At 44.2% G+C, this 20,024-nt stretch carries 21 protein-coding genes and 1 other RNA gene; 12 read left to right on the forward strand and 10 right to left on the reverse strand.

Going from position 1 to position 20,024, the window contains the following annotated elements; genetic code table 11:
- The first annotated feature begins 13 nt into the window (after positions 1-13).
- The 5 genes from J4N43_RS02460 to mscS all read left to right on the forward strand — a co-directional run bounded on the left by J4N43_RS02460 (position 14) and on the right by mscS (position 6,981).
- Positions 14-1,972, forward strand: a complete 1,959-nt coding sequence (locus tag J4N43_RS02460) for a ligand-gated channel protein (RefSeq protein WP_065274858.1) — start codon at positions 14-16, stop codon at positions 1,970-1,972.
- Between the two features lie 135 nt (positions 1,973-2,107).
- Positions 2,108-3,145 carry an erythrose-4-phosphate dehydrogenase gene (gene epd, locus J4N43_RS02465; RefSeq protein ID WP_158159777.1) on the forward strand — a complete coding sequence of 346 codons (1,038 nt, stop codon included), beginning with the start codon at positions 2,108-2,110 and terminating at the stop codon, positions 3,143-3,145.
- Positions 3,146-3,296: 151 nt separating this feature from the next.
- Entirely contained in the window at positions 3,297-4,457 is a 1,161-nt protein-coding gene (locus J4N43_RS02470) for a phosphoglycerate kinase (RefSeq protein WP_005384547.1), read from the forward strand.
- 154 nt (positions 4,458-4,611) lie between these two features.
- Complete coding sequence (fbaA, locus tag J4N43_RS02475; RefSeq protein WP_005380996.1) at positions 4,612-5,688, forward strand: class II fructose-bisphosphate aldolase; 1,077 nt, start codon at positions 4,612-4,614, stop codon at positions 5,686-5,688.
- Positions 5,689-6,114: 426 nt separating this feature from the next.
- Entirely contained in the window at positions 6,115-6,981 is an 867-nt protein-coding gene (gene mscS / locus J4N43_RS02480; protein WP_005384548.1) for a small-conductance mechanosensitive channel MscS, read from the forward strand.
- A gap of 47 nt (positions 6,982-7,028) precedes the next feature.
- Here mscS and J4N43_RS02485 read toward each other — a convergent pair whose 3' ends face one another.
- Together J4N43_RS02485 and J4N43_RS02490 are read right to left on the reverse strand one after the other, a co-directional pair.
- Complete coding sequence (locus J4N43_RS02485) at positions 7,029-7,511, reverse strand: YbaK/EbsC family protein (RefSeq protein ID WP_017633558.1); 483 nt, start codon at positions 7,509-7,511, stop codon at positions 7,029-7,031.
- A 26-nt stretch (positions 7,512-7,537) separates the two neighbouring features.
- On the reverse strand, positions 7,538-8,167 hold the full coding sequence (locus J4N43_RS02490) for a LysE/ArgO family amino acid transporter (RefSeq protein WP_005380992.1): 630 nt from the start codon (positions 8,165-8,167) through the stop codon (positions 7,538-7,540).
- Between the two features lie 147 nt (positions 8,168-8,314).
- Here J4N43_RS02490 and J4N43_RS02495 point away from each other — a divergent pair, with 147 nt between their 5' ends.
- Both J4N43_RS02495 and J4N43_RS02500 read left to right on the forward strand, forming a co-directional pair.
- Entirely contained in the window at positions 8,315-9,211 is an 897-nt protein-coding gene (locus J4N43_RS02495) for a LysR family transcriptional regulator ArgP (protein ID WP_005380990.1), read from the forward strand.
- Between the two features lie 208 nt (positions 9,212-9,419).
- Entirely contained in the window at positions 9,420-10,112 is a 693-nt protein-coding gene (locus J4N43_RS02500; RefSeq protein WP_005384550.1) for an oxidative stress defense protein, read from the forward strand.
- A 71-nt stretch (positions 10,113-10,183) separates the two neighbouring features.
- On the opposite strand, the gene serA is transcribed toward J4N43_RS02500, so the two are convergent.
- From serA to J4N43_RS02525, 5 genes are all read right to left on the reverse strand, one after another.
- The gene (serA, locus tag J4N43_RS02505; protein WP_017821632.1) at positions 10,184-11,416 is read right to left on the reverse strand and encodes a phosphoglycerate dehydrogenase; all 1,233 of its coding nucleotides are present in this window, start codon (positions 11,414-11,416) and stop codon (positions 10,184-10,186) included.
- A gap of 274 nt (positions 11,417-11,690) precedes the next feature.
- On the reverse strand, positions 11,691-12,347 hold the full coding sequence (rpiA, locus tag J4N43_RS02510; RefSeq protein ID WP_005380982.1) for a ribose-5-phosphate isomerase RpiA: 657 nt from the start codon (positions 12,345-12,347) through the stop codon (positions 11,691-11,693).
- A 53-nt stretch (positions 12,348-12,400) separates the two neighbouring features.
- A complete protein-coding gene (locus tag J4N43_RS02515; RefSeq protein ID WP_053350725.1) occupies positions 12,401-13,000 on the reverse strand; it encodes a 5-formyltetrahydrofolate cyclo-ligase in 600 nt (199 codons plus the stop codon).
- A 5-nt stretch (positions 13,001-13,005) separates the two neighbouring features.
- A non-coding RNA gene (ssrS, locus tag J4N43_RS02520) (6S RNA) lies at positions 13,006-13,190 on the reverse strand.
- A gap of 8 nt (positions 13,191-13,198) precedes the next feature.
- Positions 13,199-13,507 (reverse strand): cell division protein ZapA, encoded by a 309-nt coding sequence (locus J4N43_RS02525; protein WP_005384553.1) that lies wholly within the window; start codon positions 13,505-13,507, stop codon positions 13,199-13,201.
- 249 nt (positions 13,508-13,756) lie between these two features.
- On the opposite strand from J4N43_RS02525, the gene J4N43_RS02530 reads away from it, so the two are divergent.
- Genes J4N43_RS02530 through J4N43_RS02540 form a run of 3 tightly spaced genes read left to right on the forward strand, consistent with a single transcriptional unit; the run spans position 13,757 to position 16,777 of the window.
- Complete coding sequence (locus tag J4N43_RS02530; RefSeq protein ID WP_005380976.1) at positions 13,757-14,335, forward strand: YecA/YgfB family protein; 579 nt, start codon at positions 13,757-13,759, stop codon at positions 14,333-14,335.
- 23 nt (positions 14,336-14,358) lie between these two features.
- Positions 14,359-15,537 (forward strand): 2-octaprenyl-6-methoxyphenyl hydroxylase, encoded by a 1,179-nt coding sequence (gene ubiH / locus J4N43_RS02535; protein WP_053350724.1) that lies wholly within the window; start codon positions 14,359-14,361, stop codon positions 15,535-15,537.
- Between the two features lie 31 nt (positions 15,538-15,568).
- Complete coding sequence (locus tag J4N43_RS02540; RefSeq protein WP_025768841.1) at positions 15,569-16,777, forward strand: FAD-dependent 2-octaprenylphenol hydroxylase; 1,209 nt, start codon at positions 15,569-15,571, stop codon at positions 16,775-16,777.
- Positions 16,778-16,842: 65 nt separating this feature from the next.
- Here the strand turns inward: J4N43_RS02540 and J4N43_RS02545 are convergent, their stop codons facing one another.
- From J4N43_RS02545 to ygfZ, 3 genes are all read right to left on the reverse strand, one after another.
- Positions 16,843-17,049: a DUF1107 domain-containing protein gene (locus J4N43_RS02545; RefSeq protein ID WP_005380970.1), complete on the reverse strand. Its 207-nt coding sequence runs from the start codon at positions 17,047-17,049 to the stop codon at positions 16,843-16,845.
- A 639-nt stretch (positions 17,050-17,688) separates the two neighbouring features.
- A complete protein-coding gene (locus J4N43_RS02550) occupies positions 17,689-18,162 on the reverse strand; it encodes an aminoacyl-tRNA deacylase (RefSeq protein ID WP_005384562.1) in 474 nt (157 codons plus the stop codon).
- Positions 18,155-19,123, reverse strand: a complete 969-nt coding sequence (ygfZ, locus tag J4N43_RS02555; RefSeq protein WP_053350723.1) for a tRNA-modifying protein YgfZ — start codon at positions 19,121-19,123, stop codon at positions 18,155-18,157. The genes J4N43_RS02550 and ygfZ overlap by 8 nt, the downstream gene beginning before the upstream one ends.
- A gap of 189 nt (positions 19,124-19,312) precedes the next feature.
- On the opposite strand from ygfZ, the gene J4N43_RS02560 reads away from it, so the two are divergent.
- Together J4N43_RS02560 and J4N43_RS02565 are read left to right on the forward strand one after the other, a co-directional pair.
- Complete coding sequence (locus J4N43_RS02560) at positions 19,313-19,573, forward strand: FAD assembly factor SdhE (protein ID WP_005380951.1); 261 nt, start codon at positions 19,313-19,315, stop codon at positions 19,571-19,573.
- A complete protein-coding gene (locus J4N43_RS02565) occupies positions 19,542-20,003 on the forward strand; it encodes a protein YgfX (RefSeq protein WP_230856650.1) in 462 nt (153 codons plus the stop codon). The genes J4N43_RS02560 and J4N43_RS02565 overlap by 32 nt, the downstream gene beginning before the upstream one ends.
- The last annotated feature ends 21 nt before the right edge of the window (positions 20,004-20,024 follow it).

Raw genomic sequence — 20,024 nt, forward strand, 5'->3', positions numbered from 1 at the left:
TATGGAGATGTAGATGTCTACTCTTAGACTGCCAGTTATTACCGCAACTGGTATTTTAGCCTTCGTCAGTGTCCCTCATGTTTTTGCCAATGATGCAGTTTCTAAAATGGAAACAGTGGTTGTAACTGCATCAAGCTACGAGCAATCTCAAGCGGACGCGCCTGCAAGTATTAGTGTGATTTCACGTGAGGAGTTGGACTCTCGTTATTACCGCGATGTGACTGATGCACTAAAAAGTGTGCCAGGTGTTGTCGTGACAGGTGGTGGTGATACCACCGACATTAGTATCCGTGGTATGGGTTCTAAATACACTTTGATACTGGTCGATGGTAAACGTCAAAGCACGCGTGAAACTCGTCCAAATAGTGACGGTCCTGGTATCGAACAAGGTTGGTTACCTCCTCTTCAAGCGATTGAGCGAATCGAAGTTATTCGCGGCCCAATGTCGACGCTTTACGGTTCTGATGCGATTGGTGGCGTGATTAACGTCATCACACGAAAAGATGCGTTAGAGTGGACGGGTAATGTTCAACTGGGCACGGTACTACAAGAGAATAGCCGCTCAGGTGGAGAGCAGAGCGCGAACTTTTTCGTTAATGGTCCGTTGGCTGAAAATTTATCTCTCCAAGTATATGGTCAGTACACAACCAGAGAAGAAGATGACATCGAATACGGTTATGAAGATAAAGATATGCAGAGTATCTCTTCAAAACTGACTTACCAGATTAATGAGCGCCACTCGGTACAATTAGAAGGTGGCACGTCGGCACAAAGTCGTCGTGGCAATGTGGGCCTTTCAGTGCCGACCACAGGGTGTCGTGGTGGGTGTGAAGATTCACTGAATGAATATCGTCGTAATTACGTAACGGTAAGCCACAACGGTGATTGGGATTCGGTGGGAATTTCAGATACTTACTTACAGCGAGAAGAGAGCGAGAACAAATCTCGTGAGATGACGATCACCAACACCACGTTCAAATCGAGCTTGGTGACTGGTATTGGAAACCATACGTTGACGACGGGTGTGGACGCTACTCATGCAGAGCTTGAGGATTTCACCTCCAACAAAGCGTCATCGAAGACTGAAACATCGAATACGCAGTGGGCTGTTTTCATTGAAGATGAATGGAGAATTGCTGATCCGTTTAGCGTTACGCTTGGCGGCCGTCTAGATCATGACGAAAACTATGGCGCGCATTTTAGTCCGCGTGTTTACGGTGTATGGCGAGTTGATCCGTCTTGGACGGTGAAAGGCGGTGTGGCAACAGGTTTCCGTTCTCCACAATTACGTGAAATTACTCCTGGCTGGGCGCAAGTCAGTGGTGGCGGTAATATCTACGGTAACCCAGATCTTGACCCTGAAACGTCGCTAAACAAAGAAATCAGCGTCTTGTATCAAGGTGATTCTGGCTTAGATGTCTCTTTGACAGCGTTCCATAACGAATTCAAAGACAAGATCACACGTGTTGTTTGTCCAGACACTATCTGTACTGATGGTCCAAACCAATGGGGCGCAGATCCAACGTACCGTATTAACGTGGATGAAGCCGTCACACAAGGTATTGAAGCGACCTTAGCATCGCCGTTAACGGAAACCATTTACCTTAGCTCGAGCTACACATTTACCGACTCAGAGCAAAAAACAGGTGAATACAAAGGCATGCCGCTGCAGCAGTTACCAAAGCATCTGTTTAATGTGGATGTGACTTGGCAAACGACAACAGATCTAGAGAGCTGGGCGAAAGTCACGTACCGAGGTAAAGAAATGGATCCGGTTACTGGCCCATCAAGAAACAGTATTGTAGAACCAGCTTATACCTTTGTGGACGCCGGTGTAACATACCAGTTAACCGACAATACTCGTATTAAAGGCGCTATCTATAACTTGCTGGACGAGGAAATCAGTTACGAAGAATATGGATATATTGAAGATGGTCGTCGCTACTGGTTAGGTTTAGACGTCGCATTTTAATTATCTATCGTTGTAATAAGGTCGAGCATAGTCTCGACCTTTTTTAATCCTGCTTTACTTTGATTCAACAGGTGCGTTTGTCAGCCTGATCAGGTAGTATCTGTGACACGAAATTTTTGGTAGGGCGAAGGATAAATGCTAAAGGTTGCGATCAATGGATTTGGACGTATAGGTCGTAATGTTCTGCGAGCGGTGTATGAAAGCGGAAAACACCAGCAGATCAAGGTTGTGGCGGTAAACGAACTAGCACAGCCAGAGGCGATGGCACACCTACTGCAATATGACACCAGTCATGGTCGCTTTGGTAAAAAAATTTCCCATGACCAAGAACATTTGCATGTTCATCATGACAGCGGTGAATATGATTCCATTCGCATTCTCCATCTCTCCGAAATCGAATTACTTCCTTGGCGTGATTTAGAAGTTGATATCGTCTTGGATTGCACTGGCGTATTTGGTTCGCAAGCGGATGGGCTAGCGCATATAGAAGCTGGCGCGAAGAAAGTACTGTTTTCGCACCCGGGCGCAAACGACCTAGATAATACGATTATCTATGGCGTGAACCACGAAACTCTGAAAGACAAGCACCGTGTTGTCTCCAATGGCTCTTGCACCACCAACTGTATCGTTCCCATCATTAAAGTATTAGACGAAGCCTTCGGCATAGAGTCTGGCACCATTACGACAATTCATTCGTCCATGAACGATCAACAAGTAATCGATGCGTATCATAACGACTTACGCCGTACCCGCGCTGCAAGCCAATCTATTATTCCGGTGGACACTAAGTTGCATAAGGGGATTGAAAGAATCTTCCCGAAATTTTCCAACAAATTCGAAGCAATTTCTGTTCGTGTTCCAACGGTTAACGTCACTGCAATGGATTTAAGTGTCACAATTAGTACAAATGTGAAAGTTAATGACGTAAATCAAACCATTGTTAACGCATCTCAGTGTACATTACGTAACATTGTTGACTATACTGAATCGCCACTCGTTTCCATCGACTTTAACCACGACCCCCATAGTGCGATTGTGGATGGAAGCCAGACTAGAGTGAGTAACGGGCAACTCGTAAAAATGCTCGTTTGGTGCGACAACGAATGGGGCTTTGCTAACCGGATGCTGGATACTGCCTTAGCAATGCAAGCTTCTTCGCAAGTGGAACAGTAATGACGAAGAAGTGATGGAGAATTTTTATTTCTAGCCTTGAAATAAATCCATAATATCTCCATATCTATAACCAGTTTGAAGAATTAACAGGCTTGGCAGGGTTGCCGAGTTTTCAAAAACTTTAATTATTAAATATTTGAGAGGACACATCATGTCTGTAATCAAGATGACTGACCTGGATCTTGCAGGTAAACGTGTATTTATCCGTGCTGACCTAAACGTGCCAGTAAAAGACGGTAAAGTAACTTCGGATGCACGTATCATCGCATCTCTTCCAACTATTAAGCACTGCCTAGAAGCAGGCGCTAAAGTAATGGTTACGTCTCACCTAGGTCGCCCAACTGAAGGTGAATACGCTGAAGAGTTCTCTCTACAACCAGTTGTTAACTACCTAAACGACGCACTAGATTGCGAAGTGAAGCTAGCAAAAGACTACCTAGATGGGCTAGAGCTAAATGCGGGTGAACTTGTTGTTCTTGAAAACGTTCGCTTCAACAAAGGCGAAAAGAAAAACGACGAAGAGCTATCTAAGAAATACGCAGCACTATGTGACGTATTCGTAATGGACGCATTCGGTACAGCTCACCGTGCACAAGCATCTACTCACGGTGTTGGTATGCACGCAGACGTAGCATGTGCTGGTCCTCTACTAGCGAACGAACTAGAAGCTCTAGGTAAAGCAATGGACAAGCCTGCTCGTCCAATGGTTGCTATCGTAGGTGGTTCAAAAGTTTCTACTAAGCTAACTGTTCTTGAGTCTCTATCTAAAATCGCTGACCAACTAGTTGTTGGTGGTGGTATTGCTAACACATTCATCGCAGCTGCTGGCCACAACGTTGGTAAGTCTCTATACGAAGCAGACCTAGTTGAAACAGCTAAGAAGCTAATGGACGAGTGTGCAATTCCAGTAGCAACTGACGTTGCATGTGCGAAAGCATTCGACGAGAACGCAGAAGCTGAAATCAAGCACGTTTCTGAAGTACAAGACGACGACATGATCTTCGACCTTGGTCCAGATTCAACTGCTGAACTAGCTGAAATCCTTAAAAACGCTAAGACTATCCTATGGAACGGTCCAGTAGGCGTATTCGAATTCAAGAACTTCGAAGCAGGTACTAAAGGTATCTCTGAAGCTATCGCAGCTTCTGAAGGCTTCTCTGTTGCAGGCGGTGGTGACACGCTAGCGGCTATCGACAAGTTCGGTATCAAAGCGGATGTATCTTACATCTCTACTGGCGGCGGCGCTTTCCTTGAGTTCGTAGAAGGTAAAGTTCTTCCAGCAGTAGAAATGCTAGAAGCACGCGCTAAGTAATTAAAGCAAAGCGGGGGAGTGATTCTCCCGCTTTCTTGTTTGCTGCAACGTGTGAGGAACTCTGCTAGAATAGCCTCAGTTGTGAGCAAACGTTTGCAAGATTTTCAACTTAACAAGTTTTGTTTAAAAACGACAGATAAATAGGATTACATCCATGTCTAAGATCTTCGACTTCGTAAAACCAGGTGTTATCTCTGGCGATGACGTTCAGAAAGTATTTGAAGTTGCAAAAGAAAACAGCTTTGCACTTCCAGCAGTAAACTGTGTGGGTACTGACTCTGTAAACGCAGTACTTGAAGCAGCTGCAAAAGTTAAAGCTCCAGTTATCGTTCAGTTCTCTAACGGTGGCGCTGCTTTCTTTGCTGGTAAAGGTCTAAAACTTGAAGGTCAAGAAGCTCAAATCCTAGGTGCTGTTGCTGGTGCGAAATACGTTCACGCTGTAGCTGAAGCTTACGGTGTTCCAGTAATCCTACACACTGACCACGCAGCTAAGAAACTACTTCCTTGGATCGACGGTCTACTAGACGCTGGTGAAGAGTACTTCGCGCAAACTGGTAAGCCACTATTCTCTTCTCACATGATCGACCTTTCTGAAGAGTCTCTAGAAGAGAACATCGAAATTTCTGCTAAGTACCTAGAGCGCATGGCTAAAATGAACATGACTCTAGAAATCGAACTAGGTTGTACTGGTGGTGAAGAAGACGGCGTTGACAACTCTGATATGGATGCGTCTGAGCTATACACTTCTCCAGAAGACGTTGCATACGCATACGAGAAACTAAGCGCAATCAGCCACCGTTTCACTATCGCAGCATCTTTCGGTAACGTACACGGCGTATACAAGCCAGGTAACGTTGTACTAACTCCAACTATCCTACGTGATTCTCAAGCGCACGTTTCTGAGAAATTCGGTCTTCCAGCGAACTCTCTAAACTTCGTATTCCACGGTGGTTCAGGTTCTTCTCTAGAAGAAATCCGTGAATCTATCGGCTACGGTGTAATCAAAATGAACATCGATACTGATACACAGTGGGCTACTTGGGATGGTATCCGTAAGTTCGAAGCTGAAAACCACGATTACCTACAAGGTCAGATCGGTAACCCAACTGGTGAAGATGCACCAAACAAGAAGTACTACGATCCACGCGTATGGCTACGTGCAGGCCAAGCTTCAATGGTTACTCGTCTAGAGCAAGCATTTGCTGACCTTAACGCAGTTGACGTACTATAATCGTTACTGATTAAGTTACTTAAAAACCCGCTCTTTGAGCGGGTTTTTTTTATATCTATCATTTTCTTCCCCTCTGCTTTCTCCCGATATTTTTATGCGTTAGGTTGTATTTGCTAGTGAGATATCTCACCTTTAACGTTTTTTTTAAAGAAAACATGGGAATATCAGTCTTAAGAGTGGCGAAATCAGAGTGCATTGCGTAACCTGTAACAAGTCAGTGTCAGAAAGCTCTGATAAAGTCTTGTTTTGCATATCTTTGCGAAACTCTGACTTTGAAAAAAGTCAGAGTTGGGATATTGTGCCAAAAATCTGACACTGTTCAGTGGAGCAATAGGGATGTTGTTTTAGAAAAGAGCCTTTAAAAAACAAGGTTCATAAATTAACGGCAATTGGATTTATATCTCTTTATTTTTGAGGATAAGAATTATGGCAGGTGAATCGGTGGGTATCGATACCACTTTAACGGATGGTCTAACTCAGGCTGAAACTTGGCTGACAAACAATTCAGATCTACTGGTTCAGTACGGTGTGAACATTATCTCTGCGGTGCTTATTCTGTTTATCGGTAATCTTATCGTTAAGGCAGTCGCTGGTAGTGTTTCTAAAGTACTAGAAAAGAAAAACATGGATAAGGCCGTCGTTGAATTTATTCACGGTCTTGTTCGTTACTTGCTATTTGTAATCGTGCTAATCGCGGCTCTTGGTCGATTAGGAGTTCAAACCGCTTCTGTTGTTGCTGTGATTGGTGCGGCAGGTCTTGCTGTTGGTCTTGCACTACAAGGTTCACTATCAAACTTTGCAGCAGGCGTACTTATTGTTGCGTTCCGTCCATTCAAATCAGGCGACTACGTAGAAATCGGTGGTGTAGCGGGTAGTGTTGAAGCAATTCAAATCTTCCAAACAGTTCTAAAAACACCAGACAACAAAATGGTTGTTGTGCCTAACTCTTCAGTTATCGGCGGTGCCATTACTAACTACTCTCGCCATGCGACACGACGTGTCGACCTAGTGATTGGTGTTTCATACAAAGCAGACCTTAAACTAACGAAGAAAGTGATTCGTGAGACGCTAGAGAAAGATCCACGTATCTTGAAAGACCCAGATATCACAATTGGTGTACTTACGTTAGCAGACTCTTCAGTTAACTTTGTGGTTCGTCCATGGGTGAAAACTGCAGATTACTGGGGCGTATACTTTGATGCAATGCAAGGTATTAAAGAAGCATTGGATGAAAATGGTATCGAGATTCCATTCCCACAAATGGATGTTCACCTGAACAAAGTCGACGCTTAATCAAAAGCAGTCGATATTCAAAAGCGAGGCCAATAGGCCTCGCTTTTTTATACTTCGTAAAGGGTGTGATGACCAGCAAGTAAGAGGCGTTTTAGATGTTTACCTGCAAATCCAAATGTGAACTCAGGTAAGCCAGGCGTATAGAGCAACTCTTGATGTTGATAGAGATTGGTATCAACAATGATAGTGATGTATTCCGGTAAGCCTATTGGGCAAACCGCGCCGGGTACGCAACCTAACACTTCGACCATTTCATCGTCATTACAAATAGAGGGACGTTTACCTGTAATCGCTTTAATCTGCTTGGCATCGAGGCGCGAGTCCTTATCTGTCAGATAAACCGCGTAACCTTGTCCTTTGAGTGTTAAAAAGAGGCTTTTGGTATGCGTACCCGTCCAACCAAGCTCTCTCGCAATGCGTATATCTGTCTCAAAGTCTAAGATGGCTTCGTGCTGCCATTCCCGAAAAGGAATAGAGAGCGCGTTGAATCGCTCTCTATTGTTGTTATAAATACGTTTTAGTGACTCCATGTCTTTGCTGCCTTACTACCTAGTGATTACCAATACTTATCAATAAGCTCACTCGCTAAGATATACGCTATTGTGAACATCATCATTGCGATTGCAATGTCGATGGTTTTTTTCACTTTTGGTTTAGAGAGTGTTGGACCTAGTTTGGCTGCTCCTATCGATAAAGTGTAGAACCAAACAAAGGAAGCCAGAATCGTACCTAGTGCAAAAGCAATGCGATCATGGCCTTCAAATTGTCCACCGATCGAACCTAGAATAACGACTGTATCTAAATATAAGTGCGGATTAAGCACAGTGACAGCTAGCGCACCTAGAATAACCGTTCGACGACCTCGAGCTACAATCTCCCCTTTTGATTCCGATTCACTCTCTGGCTTAAAAGCACTTTTTAGCGAGAGCAGTCCATAGAAGCTCAAGAAAGCAATACCACCAAGTGTCACCGACGTCAGTAAGATTTCATTTTGAGACAGAATTGCACCACCACCAAAGATACCTAGAGAGATGAAAATCATATCTAGCACGCTACAAATAGTGGCGGTTGTTAGGTGGTGATTACGCTTTATGCCTTGATTCAAAACATACGCATTTTGCGCGCCGATCGGAATGATCATTGATGCTCCTAAACCAAAACCTTGCAATAGAACCCACAAGCTCACACTTCACCTCACTTCAAAATAACAAATACATTTACAGAGAGGGGAAAGATGAAGCGTTTATCTAAATAAGTATAATTAATGATTTTAATCTTACATTAGATAGACTAATTTAACGGGAGGCGTTTGATCAGGAGTGAGAGGAAAGGTATGCGAGGGTTAGATTACAAATGGATTGAGGCATTAGACGCTATAGTTTATCAGGGTAGCTTTGAGCGTGCTGCCGAGCATTTATTTGTTTCTCAATCCGCCATTTCTCAACGTATCAAGCAGTTAGAGAAGTTTCTCGCGCAGCCTGTTTTAATTCGAAGCCAGCCACCTAAGCCAACGCCAATTGGTAAAAAATTGTTGGGTCTTTATCGGCGAGTACGCTTGCTAGAGCATGAAATTCTCCCCGAACTAAAAAATGATACCAGTACGCGACCTGTGCAACTCTCTTTAGCAACTAATGCAGATAGCCTTGCAACATGGCTACTGCCAGCGCTGCAAAATGTTATGAAGCAGCGTCAAGTTGAACTAAAACTGACTATCTATGGTGAATACCGCTCTATTGAAAAACTCAAAAGTGGCGAAGTGACAGGAGCGATCAGCTTGGAGTCCCAGCCAATCCCCGGATGCAGAGCAGACTATTTAGGTCGCATCGATTATGTTTGTGTCGCGAGCCCAGAGTTCTATCAGCGTTATTTTTCTAAAGGCGTAAATAATCAGACATTGGCAAAAGCACCGGCCGTTTCATATGACCAATATGATGATCTACATAAAACATTTCTTACCGAGCACTTTAACGTCAATCCTGACAGCGTTATTCATCACAACATCAGTAGTTCTGAAGCGTTTCTAAAAGTGGCGTTAGCTGGTGTAGCTTATTGCTTGATCCCCCGCTTGCAAATTACCGACGAATTAGACAGAGGTGTGTTGGTTGATGTGACTCCAGGCTTTTTAATGTCCCATCGGATTTATTGGCACCACTGGCAGTTAGAAACTGGGGTACTACAAGAAATCTCACATGCGATAGTGGGGTATGCGCAGCAGCATCTACCTCAATAAGTTCGTCAGAGCTGCATATCGTTAACTTAAGTGTGTTTTGTTTAAAAATTACGCCAATGTTACATAGTCAAAGTTGTGTTAGAAGTCACTATGGGTGCTTGGATAATCGGCGGAAGTTTCTATTATGAAACCACACGCTTTCTCAGCCATGATAGTGATGTTGGAATCTGAGATTAAGTACTTAATTTTGTATGGATGGATTTATTGAATGAAATTGTATTCATTTTTGCTGGCTTCAGCACTCAGCCTTACCAGTGCTTCAGTTTTGGCGAATACGCCAGAGTTTGCTCATGTTACGACAACGGGGTATGGCGAAGTGACGGCCACACCTGATATGGCTACGTTTTCTGTAAAAGTAGTCGATACGACAATGACGGCCGAACAAGCGAAATTGTCCGTAGATAAAACCGTTGAAGAGTTTCTAAAAAGCTTATCGGATGCCGGCTTGTCAAAAGACAATATTACTAGCTCGAATTTATACCTTGCTCCTCAGTACCATTACCCTAAATCAGGAAAAGCAGAACTTGTTGGGTATCGAGCATCTCGCAGTATTGATGTCACGGTGACGGATCTGAAAAACCTTAACCAATACCTAGATATGGCGTTAGAAGCGGGAATTAATCAGGTCGATAATATTCAACTTAAGGTAAGCAACCAAGCCGAGTATCAGCAAAAGGCACGAATGGCTGCGATTAAGGACGCAAGAGAAAAAGCAGGGTCATTAGCGACTGGTTTTGAGAAAAAGTTGGGCGATGTATGGCAGATCAATTACAGACAGATGCACGTTCAGCCTGTGTTAATGCGTTCAATGGCGATGGATAGTAAAGAAGGAGCGAATAGCTACCAAGATTCAACCATGATCATTCGCGATCAAGTCGATGTCATTTATAAGCTAAAGTAAGGCTTAGCAAACAGTAAAAAGCAAAAGGCAGGGAGTTACAACCCCTGCCTTTGTCATTTCTATTTCACAGTTTAATGCAGGATACGAGCACGGATTGTGCCTTCAATGTTTTTGAGCTTTGTTAGAGCTTCTTCTGCTCGTTCAGTTTCAACGTCGATCACTACGTAGCCTATTTCAGCGGCTGTTTGTAGGTACTGCGCGGCAATGTTAATGCCTTCTTCAGCAAAGATGGTGTTGATCTGAGTTAGAATACCAGGACGGTTCTTATGGATATGAAGCAGACGAGAGCACTCACCACTGTGTTCTGGCAATGACACTTCAGGGAAGTTTACGCTTGAAAGTGTCGAGCCGTTATCAGAGTACTTAGCCAGTTTGCCCGCTACTTCTAAGCCGATATTCTCTTGTGCTTCTTGCGTTGAACCACCAACGTGTGGAGTGAGAATGACGTTATCGAATTTTTGTAAAGGAGACTCGAACGGGTCAGCATTTGTTTTTGGTTCAGTTGGGAATACATCAATTGCAGCGCCGGCAAGGTGACCAGCTTCTAAGCTATGGCAAAGTGCAGGAATATCCACAACGGTGCCACGTGCCGCGTTGATAAAGATGGAACCTGGTTTCATTCGAGCAAATTCAGCTTCACCCATCATGTTTTTCGTTTCCGGTGTTTCGGGAACGTGCAAAGAAATCACATCACATTTGTTCAATAGTTCACTCATGGTATGTACTTGCGTCGCATTACCAAGGGACAGTTTGTTCTCAATATCGTAGTAGTAAACGCGCATACCTAAGTTTTCGGCAATAATACCAAGCTGCGTACCAATGTGACCGTATCCGATAATGCCAAGGCACTTACCACGAGCTTCGTAAGAGTTGTCTGCACTTTTCTTCCAAATACCGCGATGTGCAAGAGCATTCTTTTCAGGAATACCACGCACTAGTAAAAGGATTTGCCCAAGTACAAGCTCTGCCACGCTTCGAGTGTTAGAGAATGGTGCATTAAAGACAGGAATACCGCGTTTTGCTGCTGCGTCTAGGTTTACTTGGTTAGTGCCAATACAAAAACAGCCAATTGCAACCAGCTTGTTCGCCGCATTGATTACCTCTTCGGATAGGTTCGTACGGGAGCGGATACCAATGAAGTGCACGTCTTTTACCGCTTCAATTAGTTCTTCTTCCGGAAGGGAACCTTTATGGTATTCAATGTTGGTATAACCAGCTGCTTGAAGAACTTCAACTGAAGAAGGGTGGAGTCCCTCTAACAAGAGGATCTTAATCTTTTCTTTTTCCAGTGAAACTTTGGCCATTTTTTCTCGTCCTTAAAATGGAAAGGTGGGCTAATGTGGCGCACATTGGGCAAAACTATTAAAAAGGGGATAATTAACAGTTTTGTAGGAAGACAAACGTTTCCCTGTGCGTCTTCTGTTCAATAAAGTAACAAAAAAAAATTGCTTTGGGTAAGAAAATTACGGAATAAGAGATAATTTTCTTATAGAAAGGAATAAAAAACGGTGCCTTGCAGCACCGTATGTAATGAAATAACAGAAAAGTGAACCAGATAGGTTCATTTTAGGCTGTTATTTACTCTTCAATTTTTGCACCTTCTGGTGTGCCAGTGATCACTACGTCTGCACCACGATGAGCAAAAAGACCCACAGTCACCACACCAGCGATGCCGTTTATTTTGTCTTCCATTTCTTTCGGGTTGGTAATTTGCATATTGTGCACATCCAGAATCACGTTGCCGTTGTCAGTCACAACGCCTTCACGGTAAGCTGGATCACCACCTAGTTTTACCAATTCACGAGCCACGTAAGAGCGTGCCATTGGGATTACTTCAACAGGCAATGGGAACTGGCCAAGTACGTCAACTGCTTTAGTGCCGTCAACGATACATACGAACTTATCAGAGATTGCTGCGACTATTTTCTCACGAGTCAGAGCCGCGCCGCCGCCTTTGATCATTTCACGTGCTGGGTTGATCTCATCTGCGCCATCAACATACACATCCAGCTTCATTACATCGTTACACTCGTATACTTCAATACCAAGCTCTTTAAGGCGCTCAGTTGAAGCGACAGAGCTAGACACTGCACCTTTAATATCATCTTTGATAGTGCCTAGTGCATCGATGAAGTGATTCACGGTAGAGCCAGTACCAACACCGACAATGCTGCCTTTCTCAACATATTTTAGTGCTGCCCAACCAGCCGCTTTTTTCATTTCATCTTGAGTCATGCCAATCTCCTGAATAGATGTTCGTTAACGTTTGCGGGCGTGATTATAGCGGCTTACTTGTCACTTTCCCATTGCCATATTTGGCTTGGGGTCACGATCTTAGGTAATGGAATGTCCCAGCTTTCAATTGGTAAGCGTTCTACATGTTGGCAGTCATGAGCGATACCAACAGGTTTAGCACCCTCTCCAGTTATAAACCAACGTGACAGAGTACGATCGTAGTACCCTCCGCCCATGCCTAAGCGGTGTCCGATACTGTCGAACCCAACTAAAGGCGTGCAGATTAAATCAAGCTGGCGAACGGGTTTGAGGTGTCTGATATCGAGCTTGGGCTCTAAGATGCCGTACTTGTTGTAGATGAGCTGTTCATCACTTATATACTGAAGAAACAGTAACTGACCTTTAGAAAAGGGATGGATGACGGGCAGATAAACCGATTTTCCCTGTTGCCATAACCATTCAATGAGCGGTTTAGTATCAAGCTCACCGTCTGCAGAAAGGTAGATGGCAATATGTTGCGCCTGATCGATTTCAGGAAGTTGGGAAAATTGAGTAATAAGGTCGATTCCCGCTTGGTATTGCGTATCACTGCACAGAGCGTTGCGCTTTTCACGAATCAGTTTGCGGAAGTCTTGTCGAGAGAGGTCTGACATAGAGAGAATACCCCAGGGTGCCGTTGAGGATTGTGGCCCTTGAACCAGCTGGTTCAAGGCGGATCAGCAATGACAACCGTAGGCTTCTCGGTGCATGCCGAGCTTGCTCAATAGTTACCAAATACTAACCCTTAGGTATTGCTTATCGGCTCAGGGACTTAAATCCTGCTGACGCACACCCCAGGGTAAATTTTGTATTTACTGCTGTCCTTGCGTAACTTTGCTTAGTGCGTTCTCTAAAGACGCGGTGAGCTTTTCCATTCGCTCAGTAATTTCTTGCTGTTGACCATTGGATTCGTATGACTTGGTGTGCAACTCATAGCAAATATTCAATGCAGCAAAGGTCAGCAGTTGGATTTCATTGGTTACCTTAGTACGTTCGCTCATTTCTTTCAATCGGCGATCCAGATCTTTTGCCGCTGCAACAAGAGACTCTTCTTGTCCTGTCGGACAATTCACTCGTGTAAGTTTGCCTAATATTTCAACGTCGATCGCTTGATTGCTCATGATGAATAAACTCTATATTCGCGCTATCTAAGGTGTTGCTTCATACAACTACCGAGGAGCAAACTATAGGAAAACCGCTATTAAGATTCAAGCATTTCCCATCACAGAAAGAGAAATGATGACGAGATCACACAGGAATTGGGCAAATTGAACAAATGCTGTCCAAAATTGAATTTGATAGCCGTTTCAGACCACTAACCTTGATGGTAGGATATACCAATACATTATTACGCAAGAATGAGCCAAGTTATGAGTGAAATCACCCTTCCTGAATACCAATCTATTGCTGCTGAACTGCAATCGGCAAGCCTGGCTGTGACACCGGCGGAGTTACATGGCTTATTTGTTGGCATGTTAAGTGGTGGATTGGCGATCAATGATCAAACTTGGCAGCCGATTCTTTTTGACTACACCAATGATGGGATGGGGTGGCCCTCGACAGCACTCACTTTTGCTCAGAGCATATTCAACGTTACTGTTAATGAGCTTACTGGCACATCAATGGAGCTGTCTTTACTATTGCCAGATGAGCCGGGCGAAGAAGGCTTATTCGCATTAGCCGACAGTGTGTCCGACTTTGTAAACCACTTTATTTCTGGGCTAGGTCTAGCAGGCGTTGCGCTTAACAAAGCATCTGATGACGCTAAAGAAGCACTGGCTGATCTAGAAGAGATTGCCAAATTAGGCATTGATGAAGATGACGATCTTGGTGAACAAGCGCAATTGCTAGAGCAAGTGATTGAGCACATCAAAGCTTGCGTACTAACGATTCATGCTGAATTTGGTGTTCGTCCTGAAAGCAGCGACAAAAAACCTACTATTCACTAATCGTAGACCGTCCAGAGGTTAGTATGAAGCAATATGATGTAGTCATTGCTGGTGGTGCCATGGCTGGTGCAACGTTAGCATTGGCGATTGACCATTTGTCTCAGGGAAAGCTCCGCATTGCCGTCGTTGAGCCTTTTAAAGCACAATCAGATATGCACCCTGGTTTTGACTCTCGCTCAATCGCATTGTCTTACGGTACTGTCAATCTGTTGCGTCAACTACAGCTCTGGACGTCAGTAGAACCGTTTGTCACACCCATTGAACATATCCACGTTTCTGACCGTTCTCATGCTGGGATGACGGAGATTACCAAGCAAGAGGTTGGGGTTGAAGCTCTAGGGTATGTTGTAGAATTAGCCGATGTTGGGCGTGTATATCAAGAATTATTAGACAGCAGCGAATCAATTACGCTGTTTTGTCCTGACTCCGTTACCGATATCGAGCGCGAGCAAAACTGTACCCATGTGACGTTGAAAAGTGGTGAGCAACTTGAAGCAAAACTGCTGGTGGCTGCAGATGGTGCTGTTTCGACCTGTTGTCAGAAAATTGGTCTAGAACTTTCTGAGCAAGATTTTGAACAAGTGGCTGTCATTGCCAATATTGTGACTCAAGAATCTCATCAAGGTAGAGCCTTTGAACGTTTTACTGAAAATGGCCCTGTTGCTTTATTGCCAATGAGTGACAATCGAATGTCCTTAGTTTGGTGTTTGCACCCTGAAGAAGCCCAAGCCGTTCTTGAGTTATCTGATCAAGCATTTCTCCAGCGTTTACAGAACGATTTTGGTTGGCGTTTAGGCGCGATGAAAAAAGTGGGGCGCCGTGCAAGTTACCCATTGCTTCTTCGCCATCGAAAGCAAAATATTTCACATCGCTTTGCGATTGTTGGAAATGCGGCGCAAACGCTGCACCCGATAGCTGGACAAGGCTTTAATCTCGGTATTCGCGATGTAGTCTCACTAGCAGAAGAAATTGTGCAGCAAAGTGAGGATGTGGGTCTTTATCAAGGCCTGATGCGCTTTAGTCAACGTAGAGAAGCAGATCGAAGCGAAACTATTTGGCTAACCAGTGCCTTGGTGCATGTTTTTTCAAATGATTTACCCGCGATGCGAATTGGCCGAAATACTGCCTTAGCAGCGATGGATAACCTTTCTATTTTTAAGCAGCCGCTACTACGCCATACTCTTGGCTTGGTAAAACGATGAACGGCCGCACTGAATTAGGTAATAAAAAGCAATGATGCAAAGTGTAGATATCGCCATCATCGGCGGAGGGATGGTTGGGTTGGCACTTGCTGCCGCGTTCAAAGACAGTGATCTGCGTGTCGCCATTATTGAAGGTAAAGTGCCAGATGATTCGTTGAAAGAATTACCCGATGTTCGTGTGTCTGCGTTGAGCCGCTCTAGTGAGACGATTTTGCGTAAACTTGGTGCTTGGCAGGGCATAGAACAGCGCCGAGCTTCGCCTTACCATGGCATGGAAGTATGGGAACAAGATAGCTTTGCCAGCATTGAATTTAATGCACAAAGTATGGCACAACCTGATTTAGGGCATATTGTTGAGAATCGTGTGATTCAACTTGCACTGCTTGAACAAGTCCAAAAGCTCGATAACGTCACTATGTTTATGCCTGCACGTTGCGCGACTCTCGCGGTCGGTGAGCAAGAAAGCTGGCTGACGCTCGATAATGGCCAAGCCATGACCGCTAAATTAGTGGTCGGAGCCGATGGGGCGAATTCGTGGCTTCGCCATCAAATGGATATTCCATTAACGCATTGGGACTATGGTCATCATGCTTTGGTCGCGAATGTCAAAACTGCCATGCCACACAACAGCATTGCGCGCCAGATATTTACTCCTCACGGACCGTTGGCATTTTTGCCAATGTCGCAACCAGATATGTGCTCTATTGTTTGGTCCACGGAGCCAAATCGAGCAGAGCAGTTAGTGGCAATGAGTGAACATGATTTCAATAAAGCGTTGACGAGTGAGTTTGATGCTCGACTTGGTCTATGTGAAGTAGTGGGAGAGCGTGCTGCGTTTCCTTTGAAAATGCGCTATGCGCGAGATTTTGTTGTCGAGCGAGTCGCGCTGGTTGGTGATGCGGCCCATACCATTCACCCATTAGCGGGGCAGGGTGTGAATTTAGGTTTATTAGATGCGGCCAGTCTTGCTCAAGAAGTATTAGCACTTTGGAAGCAGGGTCAAGATATCGGCAGTAAACGCAACCTAAGAAGCTACGAGCGTTGGCGAAAAGCGGAAGCGGCAAAGATGATCGCTACTATGCAAGGGTTTCGAGATTTGTTCTCTGGCGAGAACCCTGCTAAAAAGCTTGTTCGTGGCATTGGCTTGAGTTTAGCGGGGCAACTGCCGGGAGCGAAAGATGAGATCATGAAGCGCGCGCTTGGTTTAAAGGGACACTTGCCGGATCTGGCGCGTCAGTAAGTGCAAAGCGAACTTCAAATACACAAAAGGCTGGTTAATCCAGCCTTTGTTTTATCAACATTTTGCTAAGCATATGCGCATCGGAGTTTCATTATTTCTTGATTGATCTCTTTGACCGCTCGGAAATGGCGTTGCTCTGCTTTCTCCGGCAGTATTAACTTACCGTTATCAAACTCGAATCTACCGACCCCGTAAATATAAATTCTTCCTTTAAAAAGACGACTTATATGTTTAGCAATCATACTTGGTGTATAGCGCTTAAACAGTCTCATATTTACTTTCCTTTTATCTAACCTAGCCTAGGTATTCTACGTTCTGGACGCGAAAATTATTGTGACAGCAATAGTATTAAATACAGATGTAGGGTGTTGCGTCAGAGAATTGTGTTGTCTTAGACAATTTGACAGTGTCATCTCTTAAATAGCGTGAGGATTACCCCAAAAATAACCTCTCTAAAGGAACCCTTACGCCAATACACTCCTTTTTACGTGACGCATTAAGCAATAGTTTTGTTACAGAATTAAGAATAGAACGAAAACGGTTGTTTGCTAGTTGTTTCTATTAAGGTCGTGCTTCGCGTAACACACTTTACGTTCTAACGATTAGAGGAAATGAAAGGGAAAAAGTTCCACGTAAAAAAAAGCCCGCTTCAGCGGGCGAATAGTCACAGATGCATTACACAAAAGTGGATAACTAACTGCATGAATGCTGTCACTCAGCTAGCTGACTCACTTTATATCGGTTAAGTGCTTGTTTGAAACTTAACCAACAAATTCAGCATATACGAGTTTTATCTTTGTGACTATTTATGTTTTATATGTGATTAAAAATTCTAATGTCTATTTTTGTAGATATGAGCGAGATCACGCAGTGATAGAAACACTACGTGTCATTACATTGTTTTTAGACGATTAACGACAGATCTCAGCTACGGTCGGCTGGCACAATTGGATAAGATCTTGAATAGAAAGCGCCAGCCCAGCCATTCGATCGCCACTGCTGATCGTGACTTCCTGTTCTTCTAGTAAGCTAGGGTCGAACACGATTGGCATATGACGTTTGAGTAACAGAGGAGTGACAGTACCAATTTTGTAACCAGTGATGGACTCAACGTCGGCTTGATCAACACAAGTCATCCGGCGACATTTCAGTAACGAGCGCACTTTTTTGGGATCAACGCTACGATCACCTGGCGCACAGGCGAGTGCATATTGATTACCCATGTCTCGTAGCAAGATTGCTTTCACCATTTGAGAGGGGCGAATGCCGCGTTGGTGCGCGGCATCCTCAATGGTGGTTGCTGGTCTTTGATGCGGTAACAGACGAAACGGAATGTGTTGGTCTGTGAGAAATTGCATCAAAGGAGTATTGATTGTATTACTCATCATCAAGGCTGTAAGGCAGTGATTCGATTGTCCATTCACATTCTGGTTGCGCAACCAAGCGAAGACGAGTGTCCTCATCGAGATTATTAGGCAGTACGATCAGGCCAATCGCGTGATTGTCACTGAACTGGTAGTAGTTTAATAAAGCACCTACTGAACGCCAGTTTTCACCTACGCTGCGTTCGAGCTCAATTGGTTCGTCACTAAATGGAGCAGAAGTTGCACCTTTTACGATATACATCGCACGTTTATTGGTACCGCGATACTTCGCTCGTGCTACCGTTTCTTGTCCCGTGTAGCAGCCCTTTGTGAAGCTTATGCCTCCTAAAGCTTGCACGTTGAGTGCTTGTGGAATGTGAGCATTCTGCGCGGATGCAGAGACAAATGGTAAACCTGCCTCAATATCGAAACGATTCCAAAGCTCATTTGTCGTAAAGACAACGTCGGTAGTTTCAACGATTTGCTGTGCTTTTGGCGCACTTAATATCAGTAACCAACGATCTTGTGCAACTTGCACTGCTGTGCCACCGTCAACTGGGCGAACGCTGCCAGTTGTCTTGCTCATTGTTGAAATGAATTCGTCGGCTTTGACGCCAGCAACACCTAAGATAACGTCATCAGAAGCTTCAATCGTTACTTTAGAGAAAATGGCGTATTTCTTTATTTCACTAAGTTCTACGTCAATCGCCGATTTTGGTTGGATCATGCCGTAGCCATCATGATGATGGAAAAGCCGGAACACGCTCCACACTTTGCCTTTTGCATCACAATGTGCGCCCAGTGTTGATTGGTCTTGTTCTAAAGAAACAACATCGCAGGTAACCTGACCTTGTAAGTATGATTTTTTATCATCACCGATCATGGTGATCATGCCGAAGTTATCCAGCAGTGAGATAGATAACTCTGGAAGTGCGTCTTGAGTTGAGAGAGGTAATGCTGAAAAACGAGTTTGCCATTCCATAATTACAATGCCTTTTGAAGATATTTTTCCGCTATGTTATACCCAAATAACCTTGAGATACTAGGGGAGCGATTTACGAATCAACATTTGTCTGCTTTCACTATCGTATTGTGACCCGCACACTAGTGACGTAGCACATCCCTTGTTACACTCCGCACTAACAACAAGACATCTATGAAGGAATAGTGAATGTACACTCCGGAAGAAAAAGCGCGTATTAAATGGGCTTGTCGTCGAGGCATGCTTGAGCTTGACGTAGTAATTATGCCGTTTTTTGAAGAGTGCTTTGATACTCTGAGTGAACAAGAGCAGCGTGACTTTGTTTCTTTACTTGAATGCGATGATCCTGATCTGTTTACTTGGGTAATGGGGCATGGCCGTAGCGAAAATTTAGGTCATGCAGCAATGGTTGATAAAATTGTCGCCCATAACCTCAGCAAAGTTCGTTAATTTTACTGCTTCTCCCTCTCTGACTGCCCGAGTCTTCAATGTTGTACTTTTCTTATTGATGACTTGGGCTGTTATCCTCTCTAGCATTCCGCTCGTATTATCGACTTATTTGTTATTACTGATTGTTAAGGCTCTCTCAAGCCAAGGCCTTGTTCAACCTACAAGTCATGGGCATTGGTATGTGCACTGCGATGGCTCGGTTAGGTTTGATGCCCTTGAGTGTGGCGAATGCTCGGAAGATATTGAGTCCGAAAAGGGTCATTTACAGCGAGTCGATACATCGGCATCACCATTCAAGATAACATTCCAATTGCAATCTGGCCGTGTTGTTACGATTTGGCGTGATAGCTGTGACGATGAGCAGTATCGTCAACTATCTTTGGTATTACGCCAATGGGAAATGAAACAGGGAGCTAATGCTCCCTGCTGATGTAATAGTTTACTTGGTAAA

It is taken from the genome of Vibrio sp. SCSIO 43009 (genome assembly GCF_023716525.1).
GTDB lineage: Bacteria > Pseudomonadota > Gammaproteobacteria > Enterobacterales > Vibrionaceae > Vibrio > Vibrio alginolyticus.

Coding starts and splice junctions, on each gene's coding strand:
- J4N43_RS02530 (WP_005380976.1), top strand. CDS start 13,757: ATGAGTGAAATCACCCTTCCTGAATACCAATCTATTGCTGCTGAACTG.
- J4N43_RS02560 (WP_005380951.1), top strand. CDS start 19,313: ATGTACACTCCGGAAGAAAAAGCGCGTATTAAATGGGCTTGTCGTCGA.
- fbaA (WP_005380996.1), top strand. CDS start 4,612: ATGTCTAAGATCTTCGACTTCGTAAAACCAGGTGTTATCTCTGGCGAT.
- J4N43_RS02515 (WP_053350725.1), bottom strand. CDS start 13,000: ATGTCAGACCTCTCTCGACAAGACTTCCGCAAACTGATTCGTGAAAAG.
- ubiH (WP_053350724.1), top strand. CDS start 14,359: ATGAAGCAATATGATGTAGTCATTGCTGGTGGTGCCATGGCTGGTGCA.
- J4N43_RS02525 (WP_005384553.1), bottom strand. CDS start 13,507: ATGAGCAATCAAGCGATCGACGTTGAAATATTAGGCAAACTTACACGA.
- mscS (WP_005384548.1), top strand. CDS start 6,115: ATGGCAGGTGAATCGGTGGGTATCGATACCACTTTAACGGATGGTCTA.
- epd (WP_158159777.1), top strand. CDS start 2,108: ATGCTAAAGGTTGCGATCAATGGATTTGGACGTATAGGTCGTAATGTT.
- J4N43_RS02470 (WP_005384547.1), top strand. CDS start 3,297: ATGTCTGTAATCAAGATGACTGACCTGGATCTTGCAGGTAAACGTGTA.
- J4N43_RS02545 (WP_005380970.1), bottom strand. CDS start 17,049: ATGAGACTGTTTAAGCGCTATACACCAAGTATGATTGCTAAACATATA.
- ygfZ (WP_053350723.1), bottom strand. CDS start 19,123: ATGGAATGGCAAACTCGTTTTTCAGCATTACCTCTCTCAACTCAAGAC.
- J4N43_RS02550 (WP_005384562.1), bottom strand. CDS start 18,162: ATGAGTAATACAATCAATACTCCTTTGATGCAATTTCTCACAGACCAA.
- J4N43_RS02460 (WP_065274858.1), top strand. CDS start 14: ATGTCTACTCTTAGACTGCCAGTTATTACCGCAACTGGTATTTTAGCC.
- rpiA (WP_005380982.1), bottom strand. CDS start 12,347: ATGACTCAAGATGAAATGAAAAAAGCGGCTGGTTGGGCAGCACTAAAA.
- J4N43_RS02500 (WP_005384550.1), top strand. CDS start 9,420: ATGAAATTGTATTCATTTTTGCTGGCTTCAGCACTCAGCCTTACCAGT.
- J4N43_RS02540 (WP_025768841.1), top strand. CDS start 15,569: ATGATGCAAAGTGTAGATATCGCCATCATCGGCGGAGGGATGGTTGGG.
- serA (WP_017821632.1), bottom strand. CDS start 11,416: ATGGCCAAAGTTTCACTGGAAAAAGAAAAGATTAAGATCCTCTTGTTA.
- J4N43_RS02485 (WP_017633558.1), bottom strand. CDS start 7,511: ATGGAGTCACTAAAACGTATTTATAACAACAATAGAGAGCGATTCAAC.
- J4N43_RS02495 (WP_005380990.1), top strand. CDS start 8,315: ATGCGAGGGTTAGATTACAAATGGATTGAGGCATTAGACGCTATAGTT.